Origin of the sequence: Acinetobacter lwoffii (assembly GCF_024129595.1) — a bacterium.
Lineage (GTDB): Bacteria > Pseudomonadota > Gammaproteobacteria > Pseudomonadales > Moraxellaceae > Acinetobacter > Acinetobacter lwoffii_O.
The window spans coordinates 86,989-109,825 of record NZ_JAMXXS010000002.1 but is presented as its reverse complement, the minus strand read 5'-3'; the positions used below and the strand labels follow the sequence as shown (position 1 = coordinate 109,825).

19 protein-coding genes and 1 pseudogene are annotated in these 22,837 nt (G+C 44.3%); 10 read left to right on the top strand and 10 right to left on the bottom strand.

Annotated features, from left to right (window positions below; translation table 11 throughout):
* Positions 1-160: 160 nt before the first annotated feature.
* Complete coding sequence (locus tag NI466_RS01985; RefSeq protein WP_005246963.1) at positions 161-1,660, bottom strand: cation:proton antiporter; 1,500 nt, start codon at positions 1,658-1,660, stop codon at positions 161-163.
* Between the two features lie 216 nt (positions 1,661-1,876).
* Here NI466_RS01985 and NI466_RS01980 point away from each other — a divergent pair, with 216 nt between their 5' ends.
* A complete protein-coding gene (locus NI466_RS01980) occupies positions 1,877-2,431 on the top strand; it encodes a hypothetical protein (protein WP_071850583.1) in 555 nt (184 codons plus the stop codon).
* A gap of 37 nt (positions 2,432-2,468) precedes the next feature.
* Here the strand turns inward: NI466_RS01980 and ypfJ are convergent, their stop codons facing one another.
* A complete protein-coding gene (gene ypfJ, locus NI466_RS01975; protein ID WP_004279421.1) occupies positions 2,469-3,374 on the bottom strand; it encodes a KPN_02809 family neutral zinc metallopeptidase in 906 nt (301 codons plus the stop codon).
* A 48-nt stretch (positions 3,375-3,422) separates the two neighbouring features.
* The gene (locus NI466_RS01970) at positions 3,423-4,349 is read right to left on the bottom strand and encodes a DUF808 domain-containing protein (protein ID WP_004646278.1); all 927 of its coding nucleotides are present in this window, start codon (positions 4,347-4,349) and stop codon (positions 3,423-3,425) included.
* Between the two features lie 189 nt (positions 4,350-4,538).
* On the opposite strand from NI466_RS01970, the gene trpS reads away from it, so the two are divergent.
* The gene (trpS, locus tag NI466_RS01965) at positions 4,539-5,552 is read left to right on the top strand and encodes a tryptophan--tRNA ligase (protein WP_004279419.1); all 1,014 of its coding nucleotides are present in this window, start codon (positions 4,539-4,541) and stop codon (positions 5,550-5,552) included.
* 341 nt (positions 5,553-5,893) lie between these two features.
* Here trpS and NI466_RS01960 read toward each other — a convergent pair.
* Both NI466_RS01960 and lysS read right to left on the bottom strand, forming a co-directional pair.
* Positions 5,894-7,325 (bottom strand): annotated as a pseudogene (locus tag NI466_RS01960) (capsule assembly Wzi family protein).
* Positions 7,326-7,494: 169 nt separating this feature from the next.
* Complete coding sequence (lysS, locus tag NI466_RS01955) at positions 7,495-9,024, bottom strand: lysine--tRNA ligase (RefSeq protein WP_071850582.1); 1,530 nt, start codon at positions 9,022-9,024, stop codon at positions 7,495-7,497.
* 388 nt (positions 9,025-9,412) lie between these two features.
* Between lysS and NI466_RS01950 the strand changes: the two genes are divergently transcribed.
* Positions 9,413-9,907, top strand: coding sequence for a YqiA/YcfP family alpha/beta fold hydrolase (locus tag NI466_RS01950; RefSeq protein ID WP_253172530.1), 495 nt, complete (start codon positions 9,413-9,415; stop codon positions 9,905-9,907).
* A 42-nt stretch (positions 9,908-9,949) separates the two neighbouring features.
* On the opposite strand, the gene NI466_RS01945 is transcribed toward NI466_RS01950, so the two are convergent.
* Positions 9,950-10,492 carry an adenine phosphoribosyltransferase gene (locus tag NI466_RS01945; protein ID WP_004279416.1) on the bottom strand — a complete coding sequence of 181 codons (543 nt, stop codon included), beginning with the start codon at positions 10,490-10,492 and terminating at the stop codon, positions 9,950-9,952.
* Between the two features lie 487 nt (positions 10,493-10,979).
* On the opposite strand from NI466_RS01945, the gene rubA reads away from it, so the two are divergent.
* The 5 genes from rubA (at position 10,980) to NI466_RS01920 (ending at position 15,126) form a co-directional block, all read left to right on the top strand.
* A complete protein-coding gene (gene rubA / locus NI466_RS01940; protein WP_004646274.1) occupies positions 10,980-11,144 on the top strand; it encodes a rubredoxin RubA in 165 nt (54 codons plus the stop codon).
* Between the two features lie 91 nt (positions 11,145-11,235).
* Positions 11,236-12,414, top strand: a complete 1,179-nt coding sequence (gene rubB / locus NI466_RS01935; RefSeq protein ID WP_253172581.1) for a rubredoxin reductase RubB — start codon at positions 11,236-11,238, stop codon at positions 12,412-12,414.
* Positions 12,415-12,471: 57 nt separating this feature from the next.
* Positions 12,472-13,410, top strand: a complete 939-nt coding sequence (gene estB / locus NI466_RS01930) for an esterase EstB (RefSeq protein ID WP_004646272.1) — start codon at positions 12,472-12,474, stop codon at positions 13,408-13,410.
* A 13-nt stretch (positions 13,411-13,423) separates the two neighbouring features.
* Positions 13,424-14,332, top strand: coding sequence for a LysR family transcriptional regulator OxyR (gene oxyR / locus NI466_RS01925; protein ID WP_004279412.1), 909 nt, complete (start codon positions 13,424-13,426; stop codon positions 14,330-14,332).
* 182 nt (positions 14,333-14,514) lie between these two features.
* The gene (locus NI466_RS01920) at positions 14,515-15,126 is read left to right on the top strand and encodes a response regulator (RefSeq protein WP_253172529.1); all 612 of its coding nucleotides are present in this window, start codon (positions 14,515-14,517) and stop codon (positions 15,124-15,126) included.
* 39 nt (positions 15,127-15,165) lie between these two features.
* On the opposite strand, the gene ppk1 is transcribed toward NI466_RS01920, so the two are convergent.
* Together ppk1 and mtgA are read right to left on the bottom strand one after the other, a co-directional pair.
* Entirely contained in the window at positions 15,166-17,247 is a 2,082-nt protein-coding gene (gene ppk1, locus NI466_RS01915) for a polyphosphate kinase 1 (protein WP_005246972.1), read from the bottom strand.
* A 113-nt stretch (positions 17,248-17,360) separates the two neighbouring features.
* Positions 17,361-18,035 (bottom strand): monofunctional biosynthetic peptidoglycan transglycosylase, encoded by a 675-nt coding sequence (gene mtgA / locus NI466_RS01910; protein WP_253172528.1) that lies wholly within the window; start codon positions 18,033-18,035, stop codon positions 17,361-17,363.
* 77 nt (positions 18,036-18,112) lie between these two features.
* Here mtgA and NI466_RS01905 point away from each other — a divergent pair, with 77 nt between their 5' ends.
* A complete protein-coding gene (locus NI466_RS01905; RefSeq protein WP_005262372.1) occupies positions 18,113-18,931 on the top strand; it encodes a rhomboid family intramembrane serine protease in 819 nt (272 codons plus the stop codon).
* Between the two features lie 34 nt (positions 18,932-18,965).
* Here the strand turns inward: NI466_RS01905 and NI466_RS01900 are convergent, their stop codons facing one another.
* Together NI466_RS01900 and NI466_RS01895 are read right to left on the bottom strand one after the other, a co-directional pair.
* Entirely contained in the window at positions 18,966-21,458 is a 2,493-nt protein-coding gene (locus NI466_RS01900) for an ABC transporter permease (RefSeq protein WP_253172527.1), read from the bottom strand.
* Position 21,459: 1 nt separating this feature from the next.
* Entirely contained in the window at positions 21,460-22,185 is a 726-nt protein-coding gene (locus tag NI466_RS01895) for an ABC transporter ATP-binding protein (protein WP_191111963.1), read from the bottom strand.
* 11 nt (positions 22,186-22,196) lie between these two features.
* Here NI466_RS01895 and NI466_RS01890 point away from each other — a divergent pair, with 11 nt between their 5' ends.
* The gene (locus NI466_RS01890; protein WP_005104662.1) at positions 22,197-22,826 is read left to right on the top strand and encodes an arylesterase; all 630 of its coding nucleotides are present in this window, start codon (positions 22,197-22,199) and stop codon (positions 22,824-22,826) included.
* The last annotated feature ends 11 nt before the right edge of the window (positions 22,827-22,837 follow it).

Below are 22,837 nucleotides of genomic sequence, written 5' to 3'. Positions count from 1 at the left end.
TTCATCTATTCAATAGCCCATTTAAATAAAAGATCACACTTCAACCTATCCATAAAAAGCTATCAGAGAGTGTTTAAGCCTGATGAAATACGCTGATTCAAACTTTCTCATCTCATGATAAAAATAATCCAGCAGCATCTTGATCTTTTAAGTTTTATCTTTAGAAATTATCCGGATTTTCTAAGCGTTTTACTTCCTGAACCTTATCTGGATGGTGCACCGTGGCGACGCCATCTGCATCTTTCTGATCAATCAGAATTTCTGGCTGAAAGATAGTAATAGTCTCATTTCCTTTGGCATCTTCTCCAACAATATAGCGAAAACCCTTACGATTCAGCTTGTGGCACATGCGTTGATACCAGCCTTTAAAGCCCTGCGTCTCTTCATTGGGATTATAATAAAACGCATTCATCACCGCAGGCAGGCCCAAGCCACATACCACACCGGACAATAGCACTACAATAAAGGTATAGCCCACCAGAATACTGCTATAGGCTTCCAGCTGAGGAACATTGGCGACCGCCAGAATTAAGGCCAAAGAAATCCCGCCCCGTACTCCGCCCCAAGACAGGATGGTCAAACTGCCGTTATAGCTTTTCTTGCTGACTTTTGGGAACATGGCAAAGGCCAGATAGTTGGCTGCAAAACGGGCCAGATGTAGAATCACAAAAGCCACCATTCCGCCCAGAACCAGACTGGTACTCAAGTCCAGAATAAACAATTCTAGACCAATCAGGGTAAACAGGAATGAATTGATAATTCCCTCAACCGTATGCCAGAAATGATTAACGTCACCAATTTCAGCATCTGCCAGGATTTCTTTCCATTTATTGCCAACAATCAAACCACCAATCACACAGGCAATTGGCGCGGAAGCATGTGCCAGCAAAGCCACCAGATAGGAACCACAAGCCAGCAAGGCCGTGGTCAAAATCAGAGATTCCATTTCATGCTTACCGCGCAAAATCCGCAAGATCGCAAAACCGAATCCGAGACCAATCAGCACCGCCACGACAATTTCATAAAGCAAGGTTTGCAGCACTGCCAGTACCGTAAAGTTTTCACCTTGCAGAACATTGAGCAAGGTCATAAATAAGGCAATACACATTGCATCATTAAACAGTGATTCGCCTTCAAGCTTGACAATCAAATGATGCGGTGCGCGAACCGAACTCAATACGCCTTTGATGCCGATCGGATCTGTGGCGCCCAAGGCCGCCCCTAGCAAGAGCAAAACCAGCAGGTCAACATGTTTACCAATCAGGAACTGATAACCATACAACACCACACCAAAGAACACTGCACAGAACACCAAAGCCAGACCAGCCAAAATACTGATCGGCCGCCAGTGGTTACGCAAATCTGAGACCTTAAACTTCAGCGCAGATGAAGTCAGGATAAAACAGATCACACCATTGATCAGAAAATCATAGAAATCGACGTGACGAACAGCCTGCTCGATATTGTCAATATTGATGCTAAAGAATGGATTACCATGCAGTAAACTGGCGCCCCACTGCAAAATGAAAACAAAGATTGCAGAGACAATAGGGACACCGATCGCTTGCGGAAAGCCTAAAACGCGCTTATTAAACATGGTCGTGGCAATAGACAGAGCAAAGACCACCGTGAGTAGCTGAAGAAAAAAGAAATTTCCCATTCGGTTTCCTAAAATCGGGCGATATGGAGCACTATGCGCCGAGAGGCGTTGTTAAAATAGAGATTTAAATAGCAAGGTATTCTGGCAAAACAAGTTTAGTCCGCTTTTTTATCGAATTGAGTTAAGTTTCTTTTCAGTATTTTCGAATGATGATTTAACATACAGGGCAGCACTCGGCTTTTGCTTTCCCATCATTCTATTTTGAATTTTTCTCCCATGCATCAAACTGTCAAAACCATTTTTCGTCTCTGTTTTGCCAGCGTGATTTTTCTGATCACGTTGTCCTTATGTTTTACCTGCTTTGCTAAAATTCAGGAAATTCTGCAAGCAGAACAGCATTATCAGCAAGCCACCAGCATTCCCTTAAAAAGTACAGCCGGCGAACAGTATGTATTGGTGTCCAATAACCAGCGACCAGACAATGCAATTTTTATTCTGATTGCAGGAAATGGTTATGTGGCCAAAATCAACTGTGAACATTACAGCGCTTTATGTAGCGATGAAGACAATCAATCGCATACCCGTCAAATCCAGACTGTTGACTTAATCAAAGCGGGAAATCTGTTCTATATTGAAAAAATCCAGTTCAGAGATAGCCGAACCGGCAAAGCAACTGCTTTAGAATATAACAAACAAGAAATTCAGCAGTTTTATCAAAATGACATGAGCAACCTCAAATATACAGTCTTTGCAATTGCACTGTTTGCTTTGGCTGCATTATTTGTCAGTATCAAGATATTAAGAAACTTCCGGCGTTTTCTGCATAAATAAAAAAAGGAGCATCTGCTCCTTTTTTTATCGAAGTCATTTAAATATTTTGATTAAAGGTATCACAATTCGCAACTTGACCGGATTTCAAGCCGGTGTTAAACCATTGTACCCGCTGCGCGCTGCTGCCATGGGTAAAGCTGTCCGGCACCACCTGCCCGCGAGCACGTTTCTGTAAATAATCATCGCCAATTTTATGAGCGGCATCCATCGCTTCCTGCACATCGCCCTGTTCCAAAAATTGGGTTCGCTCATGATTATGGTAAGCCCAGACGCCGGCCAGACAGTCTGCCTGCAATTCCTGACGCACTGAAAGCTGATTACTTTGCACTTCGCTTGCTTGCTGACGTGCTTGCTGTACTTGAGAAGAAATACCTAAAATCGTCTGGATATGATGCCCCACTTCATGGGCCACGACATAGGCCAGCGCGAAATCCCCAGCCTGATCATTGCGGGAAAGTTCGGTGGCATTCTGTTCTCCGGTAATGCCCATTTGGGTACGCATATCTTTAAAGAATGCAGTATCGATATACACTTTCTGGTCTGTCGGGCAGTAGAAAGGCCCCATCGCCGCCTGAGCAGTACCACAACCAGAATTCACGATGCCGTTAAACAACACCAGTTTCGGTGGGACATACTGCTGATTTAACTGCTGCTGAAACACCTGATTCCAGGTATCTTCAGTATCTGCCAATACAGTTCCGACAAAATCAATCGACTCCTGCTGTTCTGGCGTGGGATTTTCCAGGCCACGTGTTTCTGCTGCACCCGATACACCCTGAGTGACCTGCTTGGTGGTTTGATAAGCCTGCTGTGGATCGACACCAAAAAACTTCCAGGCCACAAAGGCTACAATCAACCCAACAATACTGATTCCGCCAGCTTTGGCACCACCACCGCGACGGTCTTCTACATTGCTACTGACACGACGACCTTTCCAACGCATAGTCTTTTCCTTTTCTTAATCTGCTCAATATCCAGATATTTCCACACCTTAAGCTTTTGATGATTTAGGCCAGATTTTCTTAATCAGGCTGATGACCAGCATCACCAGCAGACCCGCTAAAATTCCTACTGCGAAATTAATCAAGGTCGGCGTCACGGCACCAACAATGTTACCGATGCTAGGAATATCCTGCACATAGGCCACACTGTCTTCAGTAAAGTGATGAATAAAAGGAATAGCATGGTTAATAATTCCACCGCCCACCAGAAACATCGCAGCGGTCCCAACAATGGAGAGAATTTTCATTAAGATCGGGGCAAATGCCAACAAGCCACGTCCTATTTTTTGTTTAAAATCGGACTGCTGTTCAGTCAGATGCAGACCGATATCATCCAGTTTGACAATCAGCGCAACAAAACCATAAACACCAATGGTCATCACCACCGCGATCAGGCTTAAAACAGTCACTTTGGTCAGCATCGAGGCTGCGGCGACCGTTCCCAAAGTAATCACGATAATTTCAGCAGACAGGATAAAGTCAGTGCGAATAGCACCTTTGACTTTTTCATTTTCAAACTGGTGCAAATCCATTTCTGTATGAATCAATTGCTCACGCGCCTGTTCCGCGTCCTTGGCCTTCGGTGTATGCAAGGTATGAATAATTTTTTCCACGCCTTCATAACATAGGAACAAACCACCCAGCACCAACAAGGGATTAATCAGCCAGCCTGCAATAAAGCTGATTAATAATGCCAGCGGCACCAAAATCAGTTTATTAACAAAAGAACCTTTGGCAACTTTCCAGACCACCGGTAATTCACGATCAGCCCGCACACCTGTCACTTGCTGCGCATTTAAAGCCAGATCATCACCAAGGACGCCTGCTGTTTTTTTTGCTGCCATTTTGCTCATGACAGCGACATCATCCAGAACAGTAGCAATATCATCTAATAATAGTAATAAACTGCTCGCCATACTTATTATCCTTATCTTCTTTCCAGATAGTTTAATCAAAATTCTTAAAAATATTGTATTCACTTGTTTAATTTATAAGATTTTTTTGCGACAGCTTTTTTTCTGGCTGACAATCAAAAACAGAATGCCGTACAATGTTGCCATTCGTTAAAATACAGCTGTAGTACTGACTACCCTTTGGAATAGATAATGAGTAATCAAGATAATCGTCCAGTGATCTTGACGGGCGACCGTCCTACCGGACAACTCCACCTCGGCCACTTTGTGGGTTCATTACGCTCTCGTGTAGGTCTGCAAGATTCTCACCATCAACACTTGTTACTCGCCGATGCTCAAGCCCTAACTGATAATGCGGACAATTTTGAAAAAGTACGTCGTAACATTATTGAAGTGGCGACGGATTATCTGGCTGTCGGTATTGATCCAACTAAAACCACAATTTGTGTTCAGTCATGCTTACCTGCCTTAAATGAACTGACCATGCTATATCTCAACTTTGTGACTGTTTCACGTCTTGAGCGTAACCCGACCATTAAATCTGAAATCCAGATGCGTGGTTTTGAGCGTGATATTCCAGCCGGCTTCTTGTGCTACCCGGTGGCTCAAGCTGCTGACATTACAGCATTTAAGGCAACGGTTGTTCCTGTGGGTGAAGATCAAATTCCAATGATCGAACAGACCAACGAAATCGTGCGTCGTTTAAACCGTCAAATTGGTCATGACCTGCTACCAGAATGTAAGGCACTTCTTTCCAATGTTGGTCGCCTACCTGGTTTTGATGGTAAAGCAAAAATGTCGAAATCTTTGGGCAATACCATTGTGCTGGATGCGACAGATAAAGATATTAAGAAAGCCGTCAATGCAATGTATACCGATCCGAATCATCTGCGTATTGAAGATCCAGGTCAGGTCGAAGGCAATGTGGTATTTACTTATCTAGATGCCTTTGACCCAAATAAAGAAGAGCTGGAAGAGCTCAAAGCCCATTATCGTCGTGGTGGTTTAGGCGATGGTACAGTGAAAAAACGTCTGGAAAGTATTTTAAAAGAATTGATCGGCCCAATTCGTGAGCGTCGTATTGAACTGGCTAAAGATCCCGATTACATCATGGATATCCTGAAAACCGGTACGGATAAATGTCGCGATATTACCCAGGCGACACTGGATGAAGTTAAATCTGGCCTCGGTGTATTCCATTTTTAATTAGAAAAAATTGCTCTTAAAAGCTCTTCTGATGAAGAGCTTTTTTGTTTAAGCTAAAATTGCGCAAAAATGATGCAAATATCCCCACATAATCTTCATAGTTTTAACCTTATTTAACATGTATTAACATGAATACTGATGAGTCATATGAGAATGCATCCTATTATGATTGTATTCAGTAAGGAATCAGATTTAACTCTCTCCACAGTTAATGAAGTAGTTTGAAAGACATTCCTTTTTCTACGCAATGACAACCCCAATCATTGCGTTTTTTTTGTTTATAGTTTTTCAAAATGCTAAAAAAATCCTGCGTTTAAGCAGGATTTAATCATGGCTAAGAATTAATAACTGAACAAGCCTTTTTCTAATGGTATTTCGATACCTAAAGAAACTCCGCTATCTCGACCATTTACCTTTGAATCACCGACCCATGCATTAATTTTAAGCGGCATTTCTGGGCAGATATAATGCGACCAGGTCAAATCCAATGCTTTAATTTCATCATTAAAAGCAAAAGCAGCATTATTAACAGCGGCACGTTCCGATTGATTCACATCAGCAAAAAGTATACGACCTGATAAGCGGTTCATAAAATCAATACGAATATCCCCACCTACGGAAATCATCTGCGCATCACCACCTAAAGCATGTGCTAGAAGATAACCATGCTGATAAAAACCATCTGTATAATTCGTATGATTATAAGAAATCCCTTGAGCTTTACCATTGGTACGGGTATCTGCCCATTCTGCATAAACTTGGTATGGCATATTTCTCAAACTAGCAGAATAGTCGATTCCAGCCAAATACATTTTTTTTTGCAGGTAAGCCCCCAGCCTCATCCTCTCCTACATATTGAGCATATAGACCCACCGGAATTTGGGTAAGAGAAAATAAATTTAACCGCGCATCGAAACCGGCAATCTGGTTAGATGGGTCTGGTTCACCTGTACCCCCATTATCTTTACTACCTACAAAAGCATCCCACAGCGAACTTAAACTTTCAGGTCGTCCTTCACCACCCCACTGAATCGCACGCGAGGCACCAAGCTCTAAATAAGGTAAAGGCTGTGCTGTAACACGCAAACCAATCAATTTGGCGTCTGGAACTGCGCTATAGTCATCGAGTTGACCGGCAAAAGCCTGATATTGCCACGGCCCAATCCAAGATAACCATTTATTTTCAAATGCTGTCTGTTCTGCACGTTGAACTGTAAAGCCATAGACTGGACGACTGGCATCACCACGAATCAAGCTGCCATCATGGCTTGGCCCCCAGTAAGTTGGAATCTGCCCAGCAATCAACCATTGATTCCAAAGTTTTCCTGCCAGATAAGAACCTTCAAGATTTACATCCTGATCATTATCAATTTGTGGATCTTTTTCAGCATTCACCCTGATCTTGGCATCCCAATTCGTACTGCCAGCATTAAACTCTAAAGCTGCCTGATATTGTGCTTTTTGCTGATCCCCGAAAGCCTGTGGAATATGTTTTTGATCGGTTTCTGCAAATACACCCAATTTTAGCTGTTGATTATCTGCCTTTAGTTTAGCCAGAACCGAATCGATTACACGCTGCTGTACAGTATTGCTGATCTGCGCATTTGATAAGGCTCGTTGAATTTCATCCCCACTCAGTGGCCAGGTTGAGGTACTGATTTGAATAACCCCTTGCTGGTTTAACCAGTTTAGGTCCGTACGCAAATTTGCATCATTTAGAACCAGACCCTGAGCAAAAGCAGGAAGCGCAAGCGTAGTCAGTAACACACTCAATAATGTTTTTTTAGCAACATGGGATGAATATTCTCAAGTTTATTTTCTGCTTCACCTTAATCGCTCCTATGTTAATTTTCAACGATTAAACTGTTGTTTTTTACTCAAGCTTTCAGATGTATCGACAAAAAATAACCCACACAATGGTGGGTTATTTTGAATTCAGCATTTAAGCATTTTTATGACGCATATGCGGGAACAAGATCACATCGCGGATACTTGCTGCATTGGCAAAGATCATCACCAGACGGTCAATACCAATACCCTCACCTGCTGTTGGAGGAAGACCGTATTCCAGTGCTTCGACAAAGTCTGCATCGTAATGCATAGCTTCATCATCACCAGCATCTTTTTCAGCAACCTGTGCTTGAAAACGTTCAGCCTGATCGATTGGATCATTCAATTCCGAGAAGCCATTTGCCAACTCACGACCACCGATGAAGAATTCAAAACGGTCGGTAATGTGTGGATTGTGATCATTACGGCGTGCCAATGGAGAAGTTTCCGCTGGATATTCAGTAATGAACGTCGGCTGACGCAATTTGGTTTCTACGGTTTCTTCAAATACCATGGTTTGCAGTTTGCCCAGACCAAAACCTGGCTTCACTTGCTCTTTCAATTCTTCCTGAAGGAATTTTGCCAGGAACTCACGGTCATTGACATTTTCAGGAGTAAATTGCGGGTTATTTTCCAGAATCGCATCGAACATTGAAATTTTCTTGAATGGCCCTTTGAAGCTATACACTTCATCGCCATAAGGCACGTCAGTCGTACCCAAGATATCAATCGCCAGACGCTCTAGCATTTGCTCGGTCAATTCCATCAAGTCTTTGTAATCTGCATACGCCTGGTAGAATTCAATCATGGTGAATTCAGGGTTATGACGGGTAGAAACACCTTCGTTACGGAAGTTACGGTTAATTTCAAACACACGTTCAAAACCACCGACTACCAAACGCTTTAAGTAGAGCTCTGGCGCAATACGCAAGAACAATGACATGTCCAGTGCATTATGATGTGTTTCGAAAGGACGTGCCGATGCACCGCCTGGAATCACATGCATCATTGGCGTTTCAACTTCCATATAACGCTTTTCAGTCAGGAAGGCACGGATACCCGCTACGACTTTGGCACGAATCTCAAAAGTTTTACGTGTTTCTTCGTTAACAATCAGATCAAGATAACGTTTACGATACTTTACTTCAGTATCGTTCAAACCATGGAACTTGTCTGGAAGCGGACGTAATGATTTGGTCAGTAATTCAAAATGTTCGATGTGTACATACAAATCGCCTTTACCCGAACGGCCGATATAACCTTCGACTGCAATGATATCGCCAAGGTCTAGACCTTTAATGGTAGCCAGTACATCTTCAGCGAGTTCTTTACGCGCAACATAAAGCTGGATACGACCTGTCATGTCCTGGATCACAATAAATGAACCACGGTTCAACATCACTCGACCGGCAACTTTGACGTAGACCTTTTCGCCTGCTTCAATTTCTTCTTTAGATTTATCAGCGAACTGGTCTTGTAAATCTTGGGCATAATGCTCACGCTTAAAGGTATTCGGCCATGGGCTCTTACCTGTTTCTTGTGCCTGAGCTTCGATTTGCTTTAACTTGGCATGACGCTGTGCAATTAAATCGTTTTCGGAAATGATTTGTTCAGAAGTCGATTGAGCGTTAGTTTGCGTCATCTCTGCCTCGAATAAAATTAGTTAAAAAATAGAAGTTGCATAGAATAGCAGAAATCCTTCTCAAATCGTAGCGCAAACACTCTCAGGAACCGGCTTTTCTTTGGAAAAATCCACTATCCTGCTATTTATACCATTCGGTTCAGCCCGTCTGTCACTCTTTTAAATTCCCTTTCTTCAACCTTTTGCAGCACCCCGCTGCTCTCAGTTGGGATTAAAGTTTAAATCAGACAGGGGTTATACAAAATCATTGCACTGCAAAATTGTGGCTTAGACCAATAGCTAACTGCCTTGTACACCCAGACGTTCTACAATGACGCTCAGATTGAAGATGATGTGCCAATCAACAAATAACCAATATGGCATGTCCCATAAAAATGAGTAATGAACTATGTCTAAGATTTTGTTTTTACATGGCTTAGATTCCTCCAGAGAATCCACCAAGTTCCATGCCATTGATGTGGTACATAAATACTGTATCGATGTCGATTATCGAAATCTGAGTTATAGTTCGGTCACCGAGTTTTATCATGAGATGATTGAAACCATCAAACCGGATATTCTGGTCGGCCACAGTCTTGGCGGTTATTGGGCACTGAAAATGTCACAGGCGTATCAAATTCCCTGTGTAGTGGCTAATCCCATTTTGCAGCCTAACTTCCGCGATGATTATCCGCCGATTGGGCATCACGATTTACAGCATGACATTCCTCAATTTGCCTATCTTGAACTGGGCGATGAAATTCTGGATATGCATGCTGTACAAGCTCAGCTGGAAGATTATATGCAGATTCATGCTATTGATGGCGGACATCATCGTCTGGAACACCCAGAACAGGTGAACGAGCTGATTCAGGAAATCGAATATCATTTTATCAGGCAATAAAAAAGCCCCACAATTTTGGGGCTTTTTTTTTAAAGTTATGACTTAAGCAACTGCCGCTTCAGGCTGAGATTTGTCATCCAGCACTGACCAGATATCTAGGCCTAATTCAGCATGTAGGTCAGGAAGATCAAGGAAAATACTTGCACCAAGTACTTCATGTTGACATTTTTGAGCCAGTTCATTCACTGCTTTTAAGGTTCCGCCACTTGCCAGAACATCATCCACAATAATTACTTTCTGGGACTGAACTTCCGCAGACATTTCTAAACGATCCAGACCATATTCCAGGCTATAACCCACACCGACCACTGGAGGTGGCAATTTACCTGCTTTACGCACCAACAATAAGCCTTTGCCTGTACGTTGTGCCAACAAGCTTGCCAACACAAAACCACGCGCTTCAACCGCAATAAAGCTTTCTACTTCTGCCAGTTTGTCAGCAGGAATGCTGGCAATCAAAGCGTCAGTCAATGGACCAATATTGCTCATGAAAAGTGGGGTCAAATCAAAGAAGCAAATTCCTGGTTTTGGAAAATCTTGGACCGTACGAATGTGAGACCACAAAGAAGTAGACAAATTGCTCATGGGAGATCTTAAAAAAAGAAAAGGAATATGGGAATTTTAAACCTATTTGAGTAGAGCGGACAAGCCAAGCTGCCTAATAAAAACCCGACGTTTAATTACAAGATATTGATTTTATTATATTGATTTATTTTAAAAATATTTAATCCGGACTTTACTGATTTTAAATTACCTAAAAACTCAAGTTTTTACTGCACGACTTTGGTCTATCGCACAAGATAAACACTCATTTTTGCCATCGTCAGCTTTTTATCCTTTAACCGCCTACGCCAGAAAAGCTGATTGGCGTGATTTTTAGATAAATGAGGAATGTGTCGTCTATTCTGCTGCTAATTTCGCTGATTAAGCTTTTATTCACTTTACTTTATGAATAGAACTGCGTAAAAATTTAGCCAAATATGTTCACTGTTAAAAAGTCATATTCTTTTAGAGTCTTGCCTTTTATGGATTTTAAGCTGACGCCTACAATTGCTCAGTTTTGGAGAGTTACATGAGAAAGTTTCAATGCATCGTATGTGGATGGATTTATGACGAGGCAGAAGGTTGGCCTCAAGACGGGATCGTAGCAGGCACCAAATGGGAAGATATCCCAGATGACTGGACCTGTCCAGATTGCGGCGTGTCTAAAATTGATTTCGAAATGATCGAAGTCTAATCACGTCCAGTTAAAGGCCATATCCATATGGTCTTTTTTTATGCCTTTCAATCATTTATACAGCATGGAGCTCTACCATATGGAAACAACTATGCATCCTATCGTCATTATTGGTTCAGGTATGGCGGGTTATGCCGTAGCACGTGAATTTCGTAAACTTAATCCAGAACATGAATTGCTGATGATCTGTGCGGATGATGCGGTCAATTATGCCAAACCGACGCTTTCCAATGCTCTGGCCGGCAATAAAGCACCTGAACAAATTCCACTAGGCGATGCAGCTAAAATGTCGGCACAGCTGAATATGCGCATTGAACAGCATACCTGGGTTAAGGCGATTCATCCGGAAGATCATCAACTGGTTTTGGAAAAAGATGGCCAGGAAAGCACGCAACATTATAGCAAACTGGTATTAGCCATCGGTGCCAATCCGGTACGTCTGGCGATTGCCGGTGATGCCAGCGATGATATTCATGTCGTCAACAATTTGAGTGACTATAAAGCTTTCCGTAACAATCTGGCAGCACGTGAAGACAAACGTGTAGTGATTTTAGGTGCAGGCCTGATTGGCTGTGAATTTGCCAATGACCTGCAAAATACCGATCATCAAGTCACAGTCATTGATTTAGCTCCTCAGCCGCTTGGCCGTTTATTGCCAGAACATGTTGCCACAGCATTCCAGAAAAACCTTGAAGAAACCGGCATTCACTTTGTCCTGGGCACAACAGTCGAAAAAGTCTCTCGTGCGGACAATGGTGATTATCTGGTCACGCTGGCCAACAGTCAGTCTTTGGTTGCTGATGTAGTGTTATCTGCGGTGGGTTTACAGCCGAATATTTCTTTGGCGAAACAGGCAGACGTACATACCAGTCGCGGAGTGTTAACCACGGCACAACTGGAAACCAACCAGGTCGATATTTATGCTGTGGGCGACTGTGCCGAGGTCAATGGAACTTTATTGCCTTATGTTATGCCGATCATGCAACAAGCCCGCGCTTTGGCAAAAACCTTAAATGGTGAACATACTGCCGTGCATTATCCGGCTATGCCAGTGGCAGTTAAAACGCCTGCTGCACCTTTAACGGTATTGCCTGCACCGGTTGATGTGAATGTCACCTGGGAAACTGAAGAGTTTGACGATGGCATGCTGGCTAAAGCGTTCGATGCTAACGGCACCTTACGTGGTTTCGTGCTTTTGGGCGCCACTGCAGCCAAACAGCGTCTGGCCTTGACCAAACAGGTTCCTGACTTGATTCCTGCTGCGGTTTAGAGGTTTAATAGCACGGATATTTTTTAAACGAAATATCCTTTAATTAGGACAGCGACTATGTACAGCGCAGCACAGTTTAATCTTTCCCCATATACCTCGTTTATGCATGAAACCAAGGTTGATCTTGGCAATGGGATCCAGCTACATGTCGAGGTTGGCGGAAATCCGGAACATCCCACCATTTTGCTGATTATGGGTCTGGGTGGGCAAATGCTGTACTGGCCTGACTTTTTCTGCAAGTCACTGATAGACAATGGCTATCACATCATCCGTTTTGATAATCGTGATATTGGTCTGTCTTCAAAAGTCCATCACAAAGGTCCACGCCTGAATACCCTGAAAATGATGAGCCGGTTTGTGCTGGGTCTGGGTAATCAGGGTGCACCTTATGATCTGTATGATATGGCCGAAGATGTCAGTCTGTTGATTGAAAAAATGCAGCTGGAACAGGTCTATGTGCTGGGTGCCTCAATGGGCGGTATGATTGCCCAGATTCTGGCAGCGCGTTATCCGGACAAAGTCAAAAAACTGGGCTTACTGTTTACCAGTAATAACCAGCCGATGTTGCCACCGCCCTTCCCTAAGCAACTCTTTAGTTTGATTGACAAACCGGCTTCAACAGATGAAGATGGCATTGTTGATCATAGTTTGAAACTGTTTAAGATCATCGGCTCGCCAGGTTATGTCAATCATCTGGAAGCGGTACAGACCGCCCGTAAATTATATAAGCGAAGTTACTATCCTGCTGGTGTACTTCAACAGTTTTTAGCAATATTATGTACAGGCTCATTGCTGCAACTGGACAAGCAAATCAAACAAGAAACCTTGGTAGTCCATGGTTCTCGAGATCGATTGCTGCCTCCTAGCCATGGCAAGGCCGTTGCGAAAGCAATTTCAGGGGCTAAATTTGAATTAATTGATGGAATGGGGCATGATATCCCACCGCATTTTATTCCATATCTTAGCGAATTATTTGCTGATCATTTTAAATCATAAACATTAGGACACTATGGCTGCATTACCATCCCTAAGACAGCTGTCATACCTCGTAACACTGTCAGAGACGCTACACTTTACAGAAGCTGCTCGCCGCTCCTTTGTCACCCAGTCAACCTTGTCTGGCGGCATCATGGAGCTGGAGCGTTTACTCGGTGGCGTACTTGTTGAACGCGACCGCCAGAATGTTCGTTTAACGCCTCTTGGTGAACAAGTGGTTGCACGCGCACGTGTTCTACTGGCCGATGCTCAGGACCTAATGCGTTTAAGTCGTGAGATGAGTGAACCTTTAACCGGTGATCTACATCTCGGCGTTATTCCAACAATTGCACCTTTCCTGTTGTCACAGCTTCTGGACGAAGTACATAAGCAATTACCAAAAATCCAGTTGCATCTGCATGAAGCGCAAAGTGAAAAGATTGTAGAAAAGCTGGAACATGGCAACCTGGACATGGTGGCTTTGGCATTGCCTTTCGACACCCGTGGTCTGAAAGTTGCTGAAATTGCCAAAGAAAATCTGTATCTGGTTTACCAAAAATCTGATCAGCATGCTGCACAAGCAAACTCTTTAGAAGATCTGGATCTGTCTCGCCTGATGTTACTTGAAGAAGGTCACTGTCTGCGTGATCATGCCTTGAGTGCTTGCCCGATTGGTGAACGTAAAAATGATCATCGTTTAAAAGCCAGCTCCCTGCCGACTTTAATTGAAATGGTTTCAGCCAATCTTGGCTTTACCTTGTTACCTGAAATCGCGATTCATACCAATATGATTAAAGGCAATCCTGAGATTCAGGTAAAAGCGATCGATTCAGCCCCAAGTCGTACCCTGGCATTGGTAACCCGTAAAAGCACACCGCTGCAAAGCGAGTTTGATGTGCTATTACAGATTTTCCAGAAAATCACTCAGCACGATGCTGCCTGATCTATAGATAATAAAAAGGAGCACATGTTGCTCCTTTTTTATATCTTGAATTGAATGCATCCAGTCCGCCTAGAAACTTAGAATCTCTACATTTCAGCTAAATCACTATTCTTTGGGATAGGCATTTGCATCTGCCTGATTCACAGTATAGCTCTCTATCGCATCTACAGGATCGCGTTTTATTGGCTAGCCTTTTGCCTGCACCGGTTTTAGTGATTCGTTCACCGACTGGACTCGACCTGTCAAAAATCCAGACCGTGCTACAGCAACTCGGCTATCAGCCAGATATGCTGCTGTATGCGGACAATATGCTGTCCGCACAATCCATGATTACTGAACATCTGCCCAACCTGATTCTTTATCATGCAGCAACAACTTCAGAGATCAGTGTGATCCGTCCGCTGAAACAGCAAAGCCTAGATACGCCCGTTATTGGCATACTCAATACTCATTCCACAGCACTGATCTATTCAGCCTTGCTGTCCGGCGCAGATAGCTATATGCAGCATCATGATTCATTACCCCAGTTCGCTGATAGTCTAAAAACTGTCTTGCGCGGTGGAGCCTACATTCATACTGAATTGGCAGACTATCTCCTGCACCAGCCCAGCGTTAAAGCCTGTCTCAACTTCGCTGAATTACAGTTATTACAAGTAATGAGTCAGCATAAATCGCAAACCGAACGACAAAACCAGCTTCAGATGAAAGATTATCAGATGTATAGTCAGGTCAAACACATCTATCGAAAACTGATCAGACTCAGCTTAAACAGTTCAATTGTATGTTCGAAATAAAAAAGAGGCTGAATATTCAGCCTCTTTAAATACTTAAACTTATTTAAACAGCTCTAACAGAATACGTTGTGCATTATGTGGTTTTTCACCTTCTTTTGGCTGTGCCCGCAGCCAGGTACCATCACCTTGCAATAACCAAGATTGCTGGTTGTCTTTCAGGTAATTCAACAGACCTTGTTGATAGATGCGTTTTTTCAAGGCTTCATCTTCGACCGGGAAACAGGCCTCGACCCGATTAAACAGGTTACGATCCATCCAGTCTGCACTTGAACAATAAATACGTGAATTTCCATTATTGCTGAAATAATACACGCGGGTATGTTCCAGGAAACGTCCGACAATTGAACGCACCCGGATATTTTCCGACAGACCCGGCAAACCCGGACGCAAACTGCAAATCGACCGAATAATCAGGTCAATCTGTACTCCGGCCTGAGAGGCTTCATAGAGTTTGTTAATCAATTGCATTTCGGTCAGCGCATTGACTTTGACAATAATCTGCGCCGGTTTCCCTGCCTGAGCATAGGCAATTTCATTATCGATATAGTTCAGTAACTGGGCATGTAAGGTAAACGGCGCATGCAGCAACTTTTTCAGCTTGGCCATTTTCCCCATACCGGTCAGTTCCTGGAAAATACGATGCACATCTTCACACAGATCTTTATCCGTCGTTAACAGACCATAATCGGTATAGATTCGCGCATTGCCGGCATGATAATTACCGGTGCCCAGATGCACATAGCGCACCAGTTTGTTATTTTCCCGGCGCACCACCAGAATCATCTTGGCGTGAGTCTTGTAACCAACAATGCCGTAGACCACGACCGCACCCGCTTCTTGCAGGACATTGGCCACCGCAATATTGGATTCTTCATCAAAACGTGCACGCAATTCAATCACTGCGGTGACTTCCTTGCCATTGCGGGCAGCTTCAGCCAGTACCTGCACAATTTCAGAATCTGGCCCACTGCGGTACAAGGTTTGCTTGATCGCCAGCACTTGCGGATCGCGTGCCGCTTCACGTAATAATGAAATGACCGGCGCAAAAGATTCAAAAGGATGGTGCAGCAAAATATCCTGTTTCTGCATCGCACTAAAAATATTTTCAGATTTTTTCAGTACTTTAGGAATGATGGGAGTATGCGAGTCATAACGTAAATGCGGACGTTTAAAGTTAGATAGCAAACGTGCCAGATTGACCGGGCCCGCGACTTTATAAAGCTGCTCGTCGTCCAGATCAAATTCATTCAGCAGATATTCATAAATATGCTGCGGACAATTTTCTGTCACTTCCAGACGTACTGCACGACCAAAACGGCGTGAACTGAGTTCACCTTTGAGTGCCTTAGCTAGATCTTCGACATCTTCATTCAAGGCTAAATCGGCATTTCGGGTAACACGGAACTGATAACAGCCAGTCGCCGTCATCCCCGGGAACAGATCAGAGACATGCTCATGAATAATCGCAGACAGCATCACATGATGTTCTTTTCCATCGGTCAGTTCATCCGGTAAACGCACTACGCGTGGCAGTGAACGCGGTGCAGGCACCACAGCCAGATCAATCTGACGGCCAAAGGCATCTTTGCCTTCCAGCGTGACAATAAAGTTCAGTGATTTATTCACCAGCCGCGGGAATGGATGCGCTGGGTCTAGGCTGATCGGCGTGAGAACCGGCGCAACCTGCTCCTGAAAATATTTTTTAATCCAGGCAGATTGCGCTGGGGTCAATTCACCACGGCGCAAGAAGCAAATATCTTCCTCACGCAGTTTTGGCAAAATTTCTTCATTTAAAATACGGTACTGGCGTTCAATGGCGGCATGTGCCGTTTTAGAAATCTGTTCTAAAACCTGCTTTGGAGTCAAGCCATCCGGGCTCCGGCTTTCATTGTCCAGATCCAGCTGTTCCATCATCCCGGCGACCCGGATTTCAAAAAACTCATCCAGATTACGCGAGAAAATCAACAGGAAATTCATGCGTTCGAGCAATGGATGTAAAGGATCGACAGCCTGTTCCAAGACACGTAAATGAAAGTCTAGGATAGACAGTTCACGATTAATATAACGATCATTATATGTATATTCGGGCTGTGCTGAAGTTGTGCTGGCTGCCGTATTCATATCAAACCTATGCGGATTTAAAATTGTGCTTATCGCTCCAAGTATGCTTCAAATTGATGACAATTTCATAAAAAAAAAGCCCAATTATTTGGGCTTTCTCCTCAAATCATCAATTAAGGTAATTCTGCATAACGCATATAGCGCTGAATCATCCGCTTACGAGCATTTAATGCAGAGGAATTGCGATGATCCTGGAAGTATTTCGGATTGGTGAGAATGGTCGCCAGAAAGATGGCTTGATCCCGGGTCAGGCTTTGCGCGGTTTTACCAAAATAATGTTTGGCCGCTGCTTCAACGCCGTAGATATTATCCCCGAACTCGATCGAGTTTAAATAGACTTCCAGAATCCGTTCTTTCGACCACATGCGTTCCATCATCCAGGTCGCGACCGCTTCCTGACCTTTACGCACAAATGAACGCTTGTTGACGAGGAACAGGTTTTTCGCCAATTGCTGGGAGATTGTCGAACCACCGGCCACTACACGGCCCTGATTTCTGTTTTTATTCAGCGCAGTTTGAATTCCGTCCCAGTCAAAACCATGGTGATGAATAAATTTTCCATCTTCCGCAGTGACGATGGCACGTTTCAGATTCAGGCTGATCTCGTCATAGGGACGCCACTGATGCTGAATCGCTTTGGAAGGTTCTGTCCAGTAATCAATCCGCATCATCATGGTGGTGTTCACCGGATTGGTTCGCCACCAGGCCAGACTGGCAAAGATCCACAATTGAACCAGTAGAATCACACTGACGATGACAAGCATCGTGCGGATCAGAAAGGCTTTCATGTCAGTGCGTTACTCCTGAAAATTTAATTTTTCGTGTTAAGCTTATTCGAAATATACAATCACAGCAAAAAAATAGCATGTCTGAATACTCTCCCCCTGTCGAACATCGCAAACTTGAAATGCATCTCTGGTGGATCACCGCCATTTTAATCGGGATCAATGTTGGATTATTTGGCTGGCAAGCCATGCATGGCATGGATGTTAGCCAGCCGAGTACCCGAGACGCTATTCTCTGGGGTGCCGATTATGCACCTTTAACCTATTTAGCGGAACCCATGCGCTTGTTTAGCAGCATGTTTTTTCATTTTGGCCTGATTCACCTGATGTTGAATATGTGGGCCTTGTATATTTTTGGTAGTGTTGCCGAACAGCTGTTTGGCCGGATGTATTTTATTGGCCTGTATGTGTGTGCCGGATTAATGGGCAGCCTGCTCAGTGGCTATATGAACATTCAGGACAGCTATAGCCTGATCGAAGGCGGTGTGGCCAATCCCGATTTATTGCCTGCGGTCAGTGCCGGCGCATCTGGTGCCGTGATGGGACTCGGTGCTTCACTCACGGTGCTGGCTTTATTGCCAATGCTGCCACAGCAACGTTTTATTCTGGATAAAAAAACCCTGGTGATGGTGATGGGTCTAAACCTCGCGCTGGGCTTTATGATCAGTGGAATCAACAATGCCGCACATATTGGCGGCATGCTGATGGGGGCTTTTCTCACCTTGCTCTGGTACATCGGGCAAAAAATGCAGCGTAGCCACCTGTTCAATCTGATTGCCTTGATTGTCGGGTTCGGCCTTTGTGTGCTGCTTTATCAACATAACTTGGCCTTACTCGAACCCATTCGCCCACTGTGGCAAGAGATTCTGGAAATGATGCAACAGCAACTAAAACTTTAACTCTCAGCCAGTTTAAAAATCACGGAGATGAATCTTATTGATTCATCTCACGCAAGCTTTGTAAGGGTGGAATCTCTGACAGATAACTCAGGCGATAACGGCCAATCAGCGCACATAAAGTGGTCATAAAGATCGGCAAGATAATCCAGATTTCCCAATGCGGCTGAATCATTAAATCCATTTTATAACTGGCAATCGCACTGATCACTTCGGCAAACAGGCAGGAAACTATTCCGGCAAACAGCCCAATAAAACCAATTTCCAGACTCATCATGGTTTTCAGTTTCTGCTTGGAACTACCGAATGATCGAAGCAAAGCCACTTCACGTTTGCGCTCATCCATCAACAGGTTCAGACAGGCCATCAGTACCAGAAAACCGGAAATGCTGACCAGTACTGCCAGAATGGTCACGATTTGCACCAGCACATTCACAATGCGTTTGATCTCTTCCAGAATCAGGCTGACATCAATAAACACCGTGTTGGAAAATTGCTGGATCACAGACACCAGTTTGCCCTTATCTACCTCCGGGACATAAAAACTGCCCAGATAACTGCCGGCATTGGCATCCATGGTATTGGGTGCAAAGATAAAGAAAAAGTTGGGACTAAAACTTTCCCACTCGACGGTTCTTAGATTAACGACTTTAGCTTCCAGTATGCCTTCAGGCAGACTGAAACTGAGCTTATCTCCAATCTTGATCCCTAGCTCTTCGGCAGTATTGGCTTCGACCGATACGGTGCCGACTTGTTTTAATACCGCATCACCACTGACAATCACATTATCTTGTGGATAGCTATTTGACTGGGTCAGATTCAGTTCACGTCTTAAAGTATTGCTACTTTTCACCAGTTCCTCGGCAAAAGGCTGATCATTTTTGGCGACCAGACGCCCACGGACATTTGGATACAGTGGTGTGCTTTTCCAGCCACTCTGCTCAAGTTGGGCTTTCAGGGCTGGCATCTCAAAAGGCGGTAAACCGTAAACGAACTGGTTCGGTGTACCTTCCGGCAACTGTTGCTGCCAACGATCTAGCAGATCGGTACGCAAGACAGCCAATACTGTAATCAGGCTTAAGCCCAAGGCTAAAGCCGTAATCTGCAAGGCGGTCTGAGATGGTGTGCGCACATAGGCTGACAGATTCAGCTTCAGATTGCGCAGCAGTTTCAACACCCCCCATACCGTCAGATACAGCACCGCACATAACACGATAATCGCGCCAATCACCCAGGCGGTCAGCAATAGATTTTCAGTCAAGATCACACTAAAAATAATCAGGCTTAACGTTCCAGTCAGCAGCATCCACAGCATGGATTGTACTGATTTTTCCTGCTGGCGGATCACCCGAATTGGCGGTGTATTTAGCAGTTGCAACAAGCTTGGCATGACAAAACCGAGTAGCACTACGGCACTGGTCAGCATCGCGACCGGCAATGGTCCAAGCAACATTGCGATAGCGGAAAATTCAATCTGTAAATTTGGAATCAGCTGCAACATCAACTGTAACAGGCCATAACCCAGACTGATCCCGACCACGGTACCAATTAGCATCGCAATCAACAGCACCATCCCGAGTAAAGCCAGATAAGCTGACAGAATCTGCTGCTTGGTCGCACCGATACAACGCATCAAGGCAATATGATCCTGATTCTGCTGCACATAACGCTGCGCGGTTAAGGCAATGGCAATCCCGCATAATAGAATGGTCAAAATATTGGCCAGTTGCAGGAAAGTGTCCAGATTAGCAATCGGCTTCATCAAGCGGGTATTGCCTTCACTGGCATTGCGTAACCTGAGACTGCTTTGCTCCTCAAATTCCTGTCCTTGCACTTCCGCTTGGGTTTCAGCCGAGCCGTTTGCTGACTTGACCTGCTGCTTGAACAGGGCTTCATATTGTTGGGTGTCGTCTGGACGGCCAGCCATGAGTAAACGATATTCAATCCGGCTACCCACCTGAATCGCATTGGTTCGTGCCACATCTGCCTGGGAGATAATCACCGTTGGTGAAAATCCGGAAAATCCAAGTTCCTGATTGGAGTCCTGTTCAATCTTGGCGGTGACTTTAAACGCCGCATCGGCGATATTGAGCTGATCCCCCAATTTGACTTTGAGCAGATCCATGGCTCGTGGACTGAGCCAGATTTCACCAGACTGAATCGATTTTTTTGCCGGTTGCACCCGAAGTTCGCCACGCAAAGGAAAAGCCTGATCAATGGCTTTGACATTGACCATGACAAACTGTGCATCGGTATAGGCCATACTGCTAAAGAAAGTGACGTCTGACTGCTTTAAATCCAACTGCTTGGCCTGATCACGCCACTGCTCCGGCAAAGGCTCATTATCTGAAAGCACCAGATCACCGGCCAGCATTTCTGCTGCCTGCAAGGCGACTGCATTTTGGATCTGCTCATTACTAAATTTAAGTGCAGTGGTCGCGCTAATTGCCAGCGTTAAGGCAATAATCAGCAGATAAATCCCGGTCGTTTTAAAGCTTTGCGTCAGTAAAGGACGAAATAACGGATTCATTTCATCCTCCACTCGGATGTTCAATCAGCTCGCCATTCAGCAATTCAAAATGCCGCTGGCACTGCTGCGCCAGTTTGCGGTCATGCGTGACCAGCACCAAAGTCGTCCCCAGTTCCCGATTCAGTTGAAAGAGTAGTTGTTCAATTTCTTTGGCAGTTTCGCCGTCGAGGTTACCCGTGGGTTCATCGGCAAAAATGATTTTTGGTTCACTAACCAGTGCACGAGCGATGGCTACACGTTGCTGCTCTCCCCCGGACAATACTTTTGGGGTTTGCTGCGTCTGTCGATCCAGACCAACTTTATGTAGTAATGCCAACGCCTTTTGCTCAGCTTCTGCATATTTAAAACCAGGTTGCAAACGTAATGGCAGCATTACATTTTCAAGTGCAGTCAGGTGCGGTAAGAGCTGAAAAGACTGAAAGACAAACCCGATATTTCTTAAACGTACCAGTGCACGTTGTTCTTCATTCAAGTTAGACACTGATTCGCCACAGACCATAAGCTGACCTGAACTTGCCTGATCCAGTGTCGCCAGAATACCCAGTAATGTGGATTTTCCGGAACCGGAACGACCGGTAATTGCCACTTGTTCTCCGGCCTGAATATCCAGATCAAGATCCTCAAAAATGGTGAGCTGTTTTTGTGAAAGTTGTATCTTTTGTGTCAATTTCTGGGCAGAAATAATAGCCTGTGGCATGATGGTCGAATCGTTGCTGCTTTGAATCATACGTGTCCTATATGAAAGATCTTAATCAGAAAACTCGGCTATTGCCTTACTTTTTTTTGCTCAGTCTGTGCCTGTTACCTCTTGGGGTTTCAGCAAAGACGATTATGATTTTAGGTGATAGTTTAAGTGCAGGTTATGGTATCCAGCCCCAGCAGGGTTGGGTACATTTATTACAAAAGCGTTTAGAGCAACAGTATCCGAAACAGCATAAAGTGGTCAATGCAAGTGTCAGTGGCGAAACCACCAGCGGAGCACTGGCCAGACTACCAAAATTGCTGCAGACGCATCGTCCAGACCTTGTGGTGATTGAGTTAGGTGGCAATGATGGCTTGCGTGGACAACCACCGCAAATGATTCAAAAAAATTTAGCCAGCCTAATTCAGCAGAGCCAGAAAGCCAAGGCCAAGGTCATTGTATTTGGCATAAAAATGCCGCCTAATTACGGGCAGGCCTATAGCAAGGCGTTTGAAAATAATTATAAAGTGGTCAGTCAGCAATATAAGGTGAAATTATTGCCTTTCTTTATGCAAGGTGTCGCCGGTAATAAAACCCTGATGCAAAAGGATCTGATTCATCCAAATGCCAAAGCACAGACGATTCTGTTAAATAATGCTTATCCATACATTAAAGGCGCTTTATAAAGCGCCTTTAA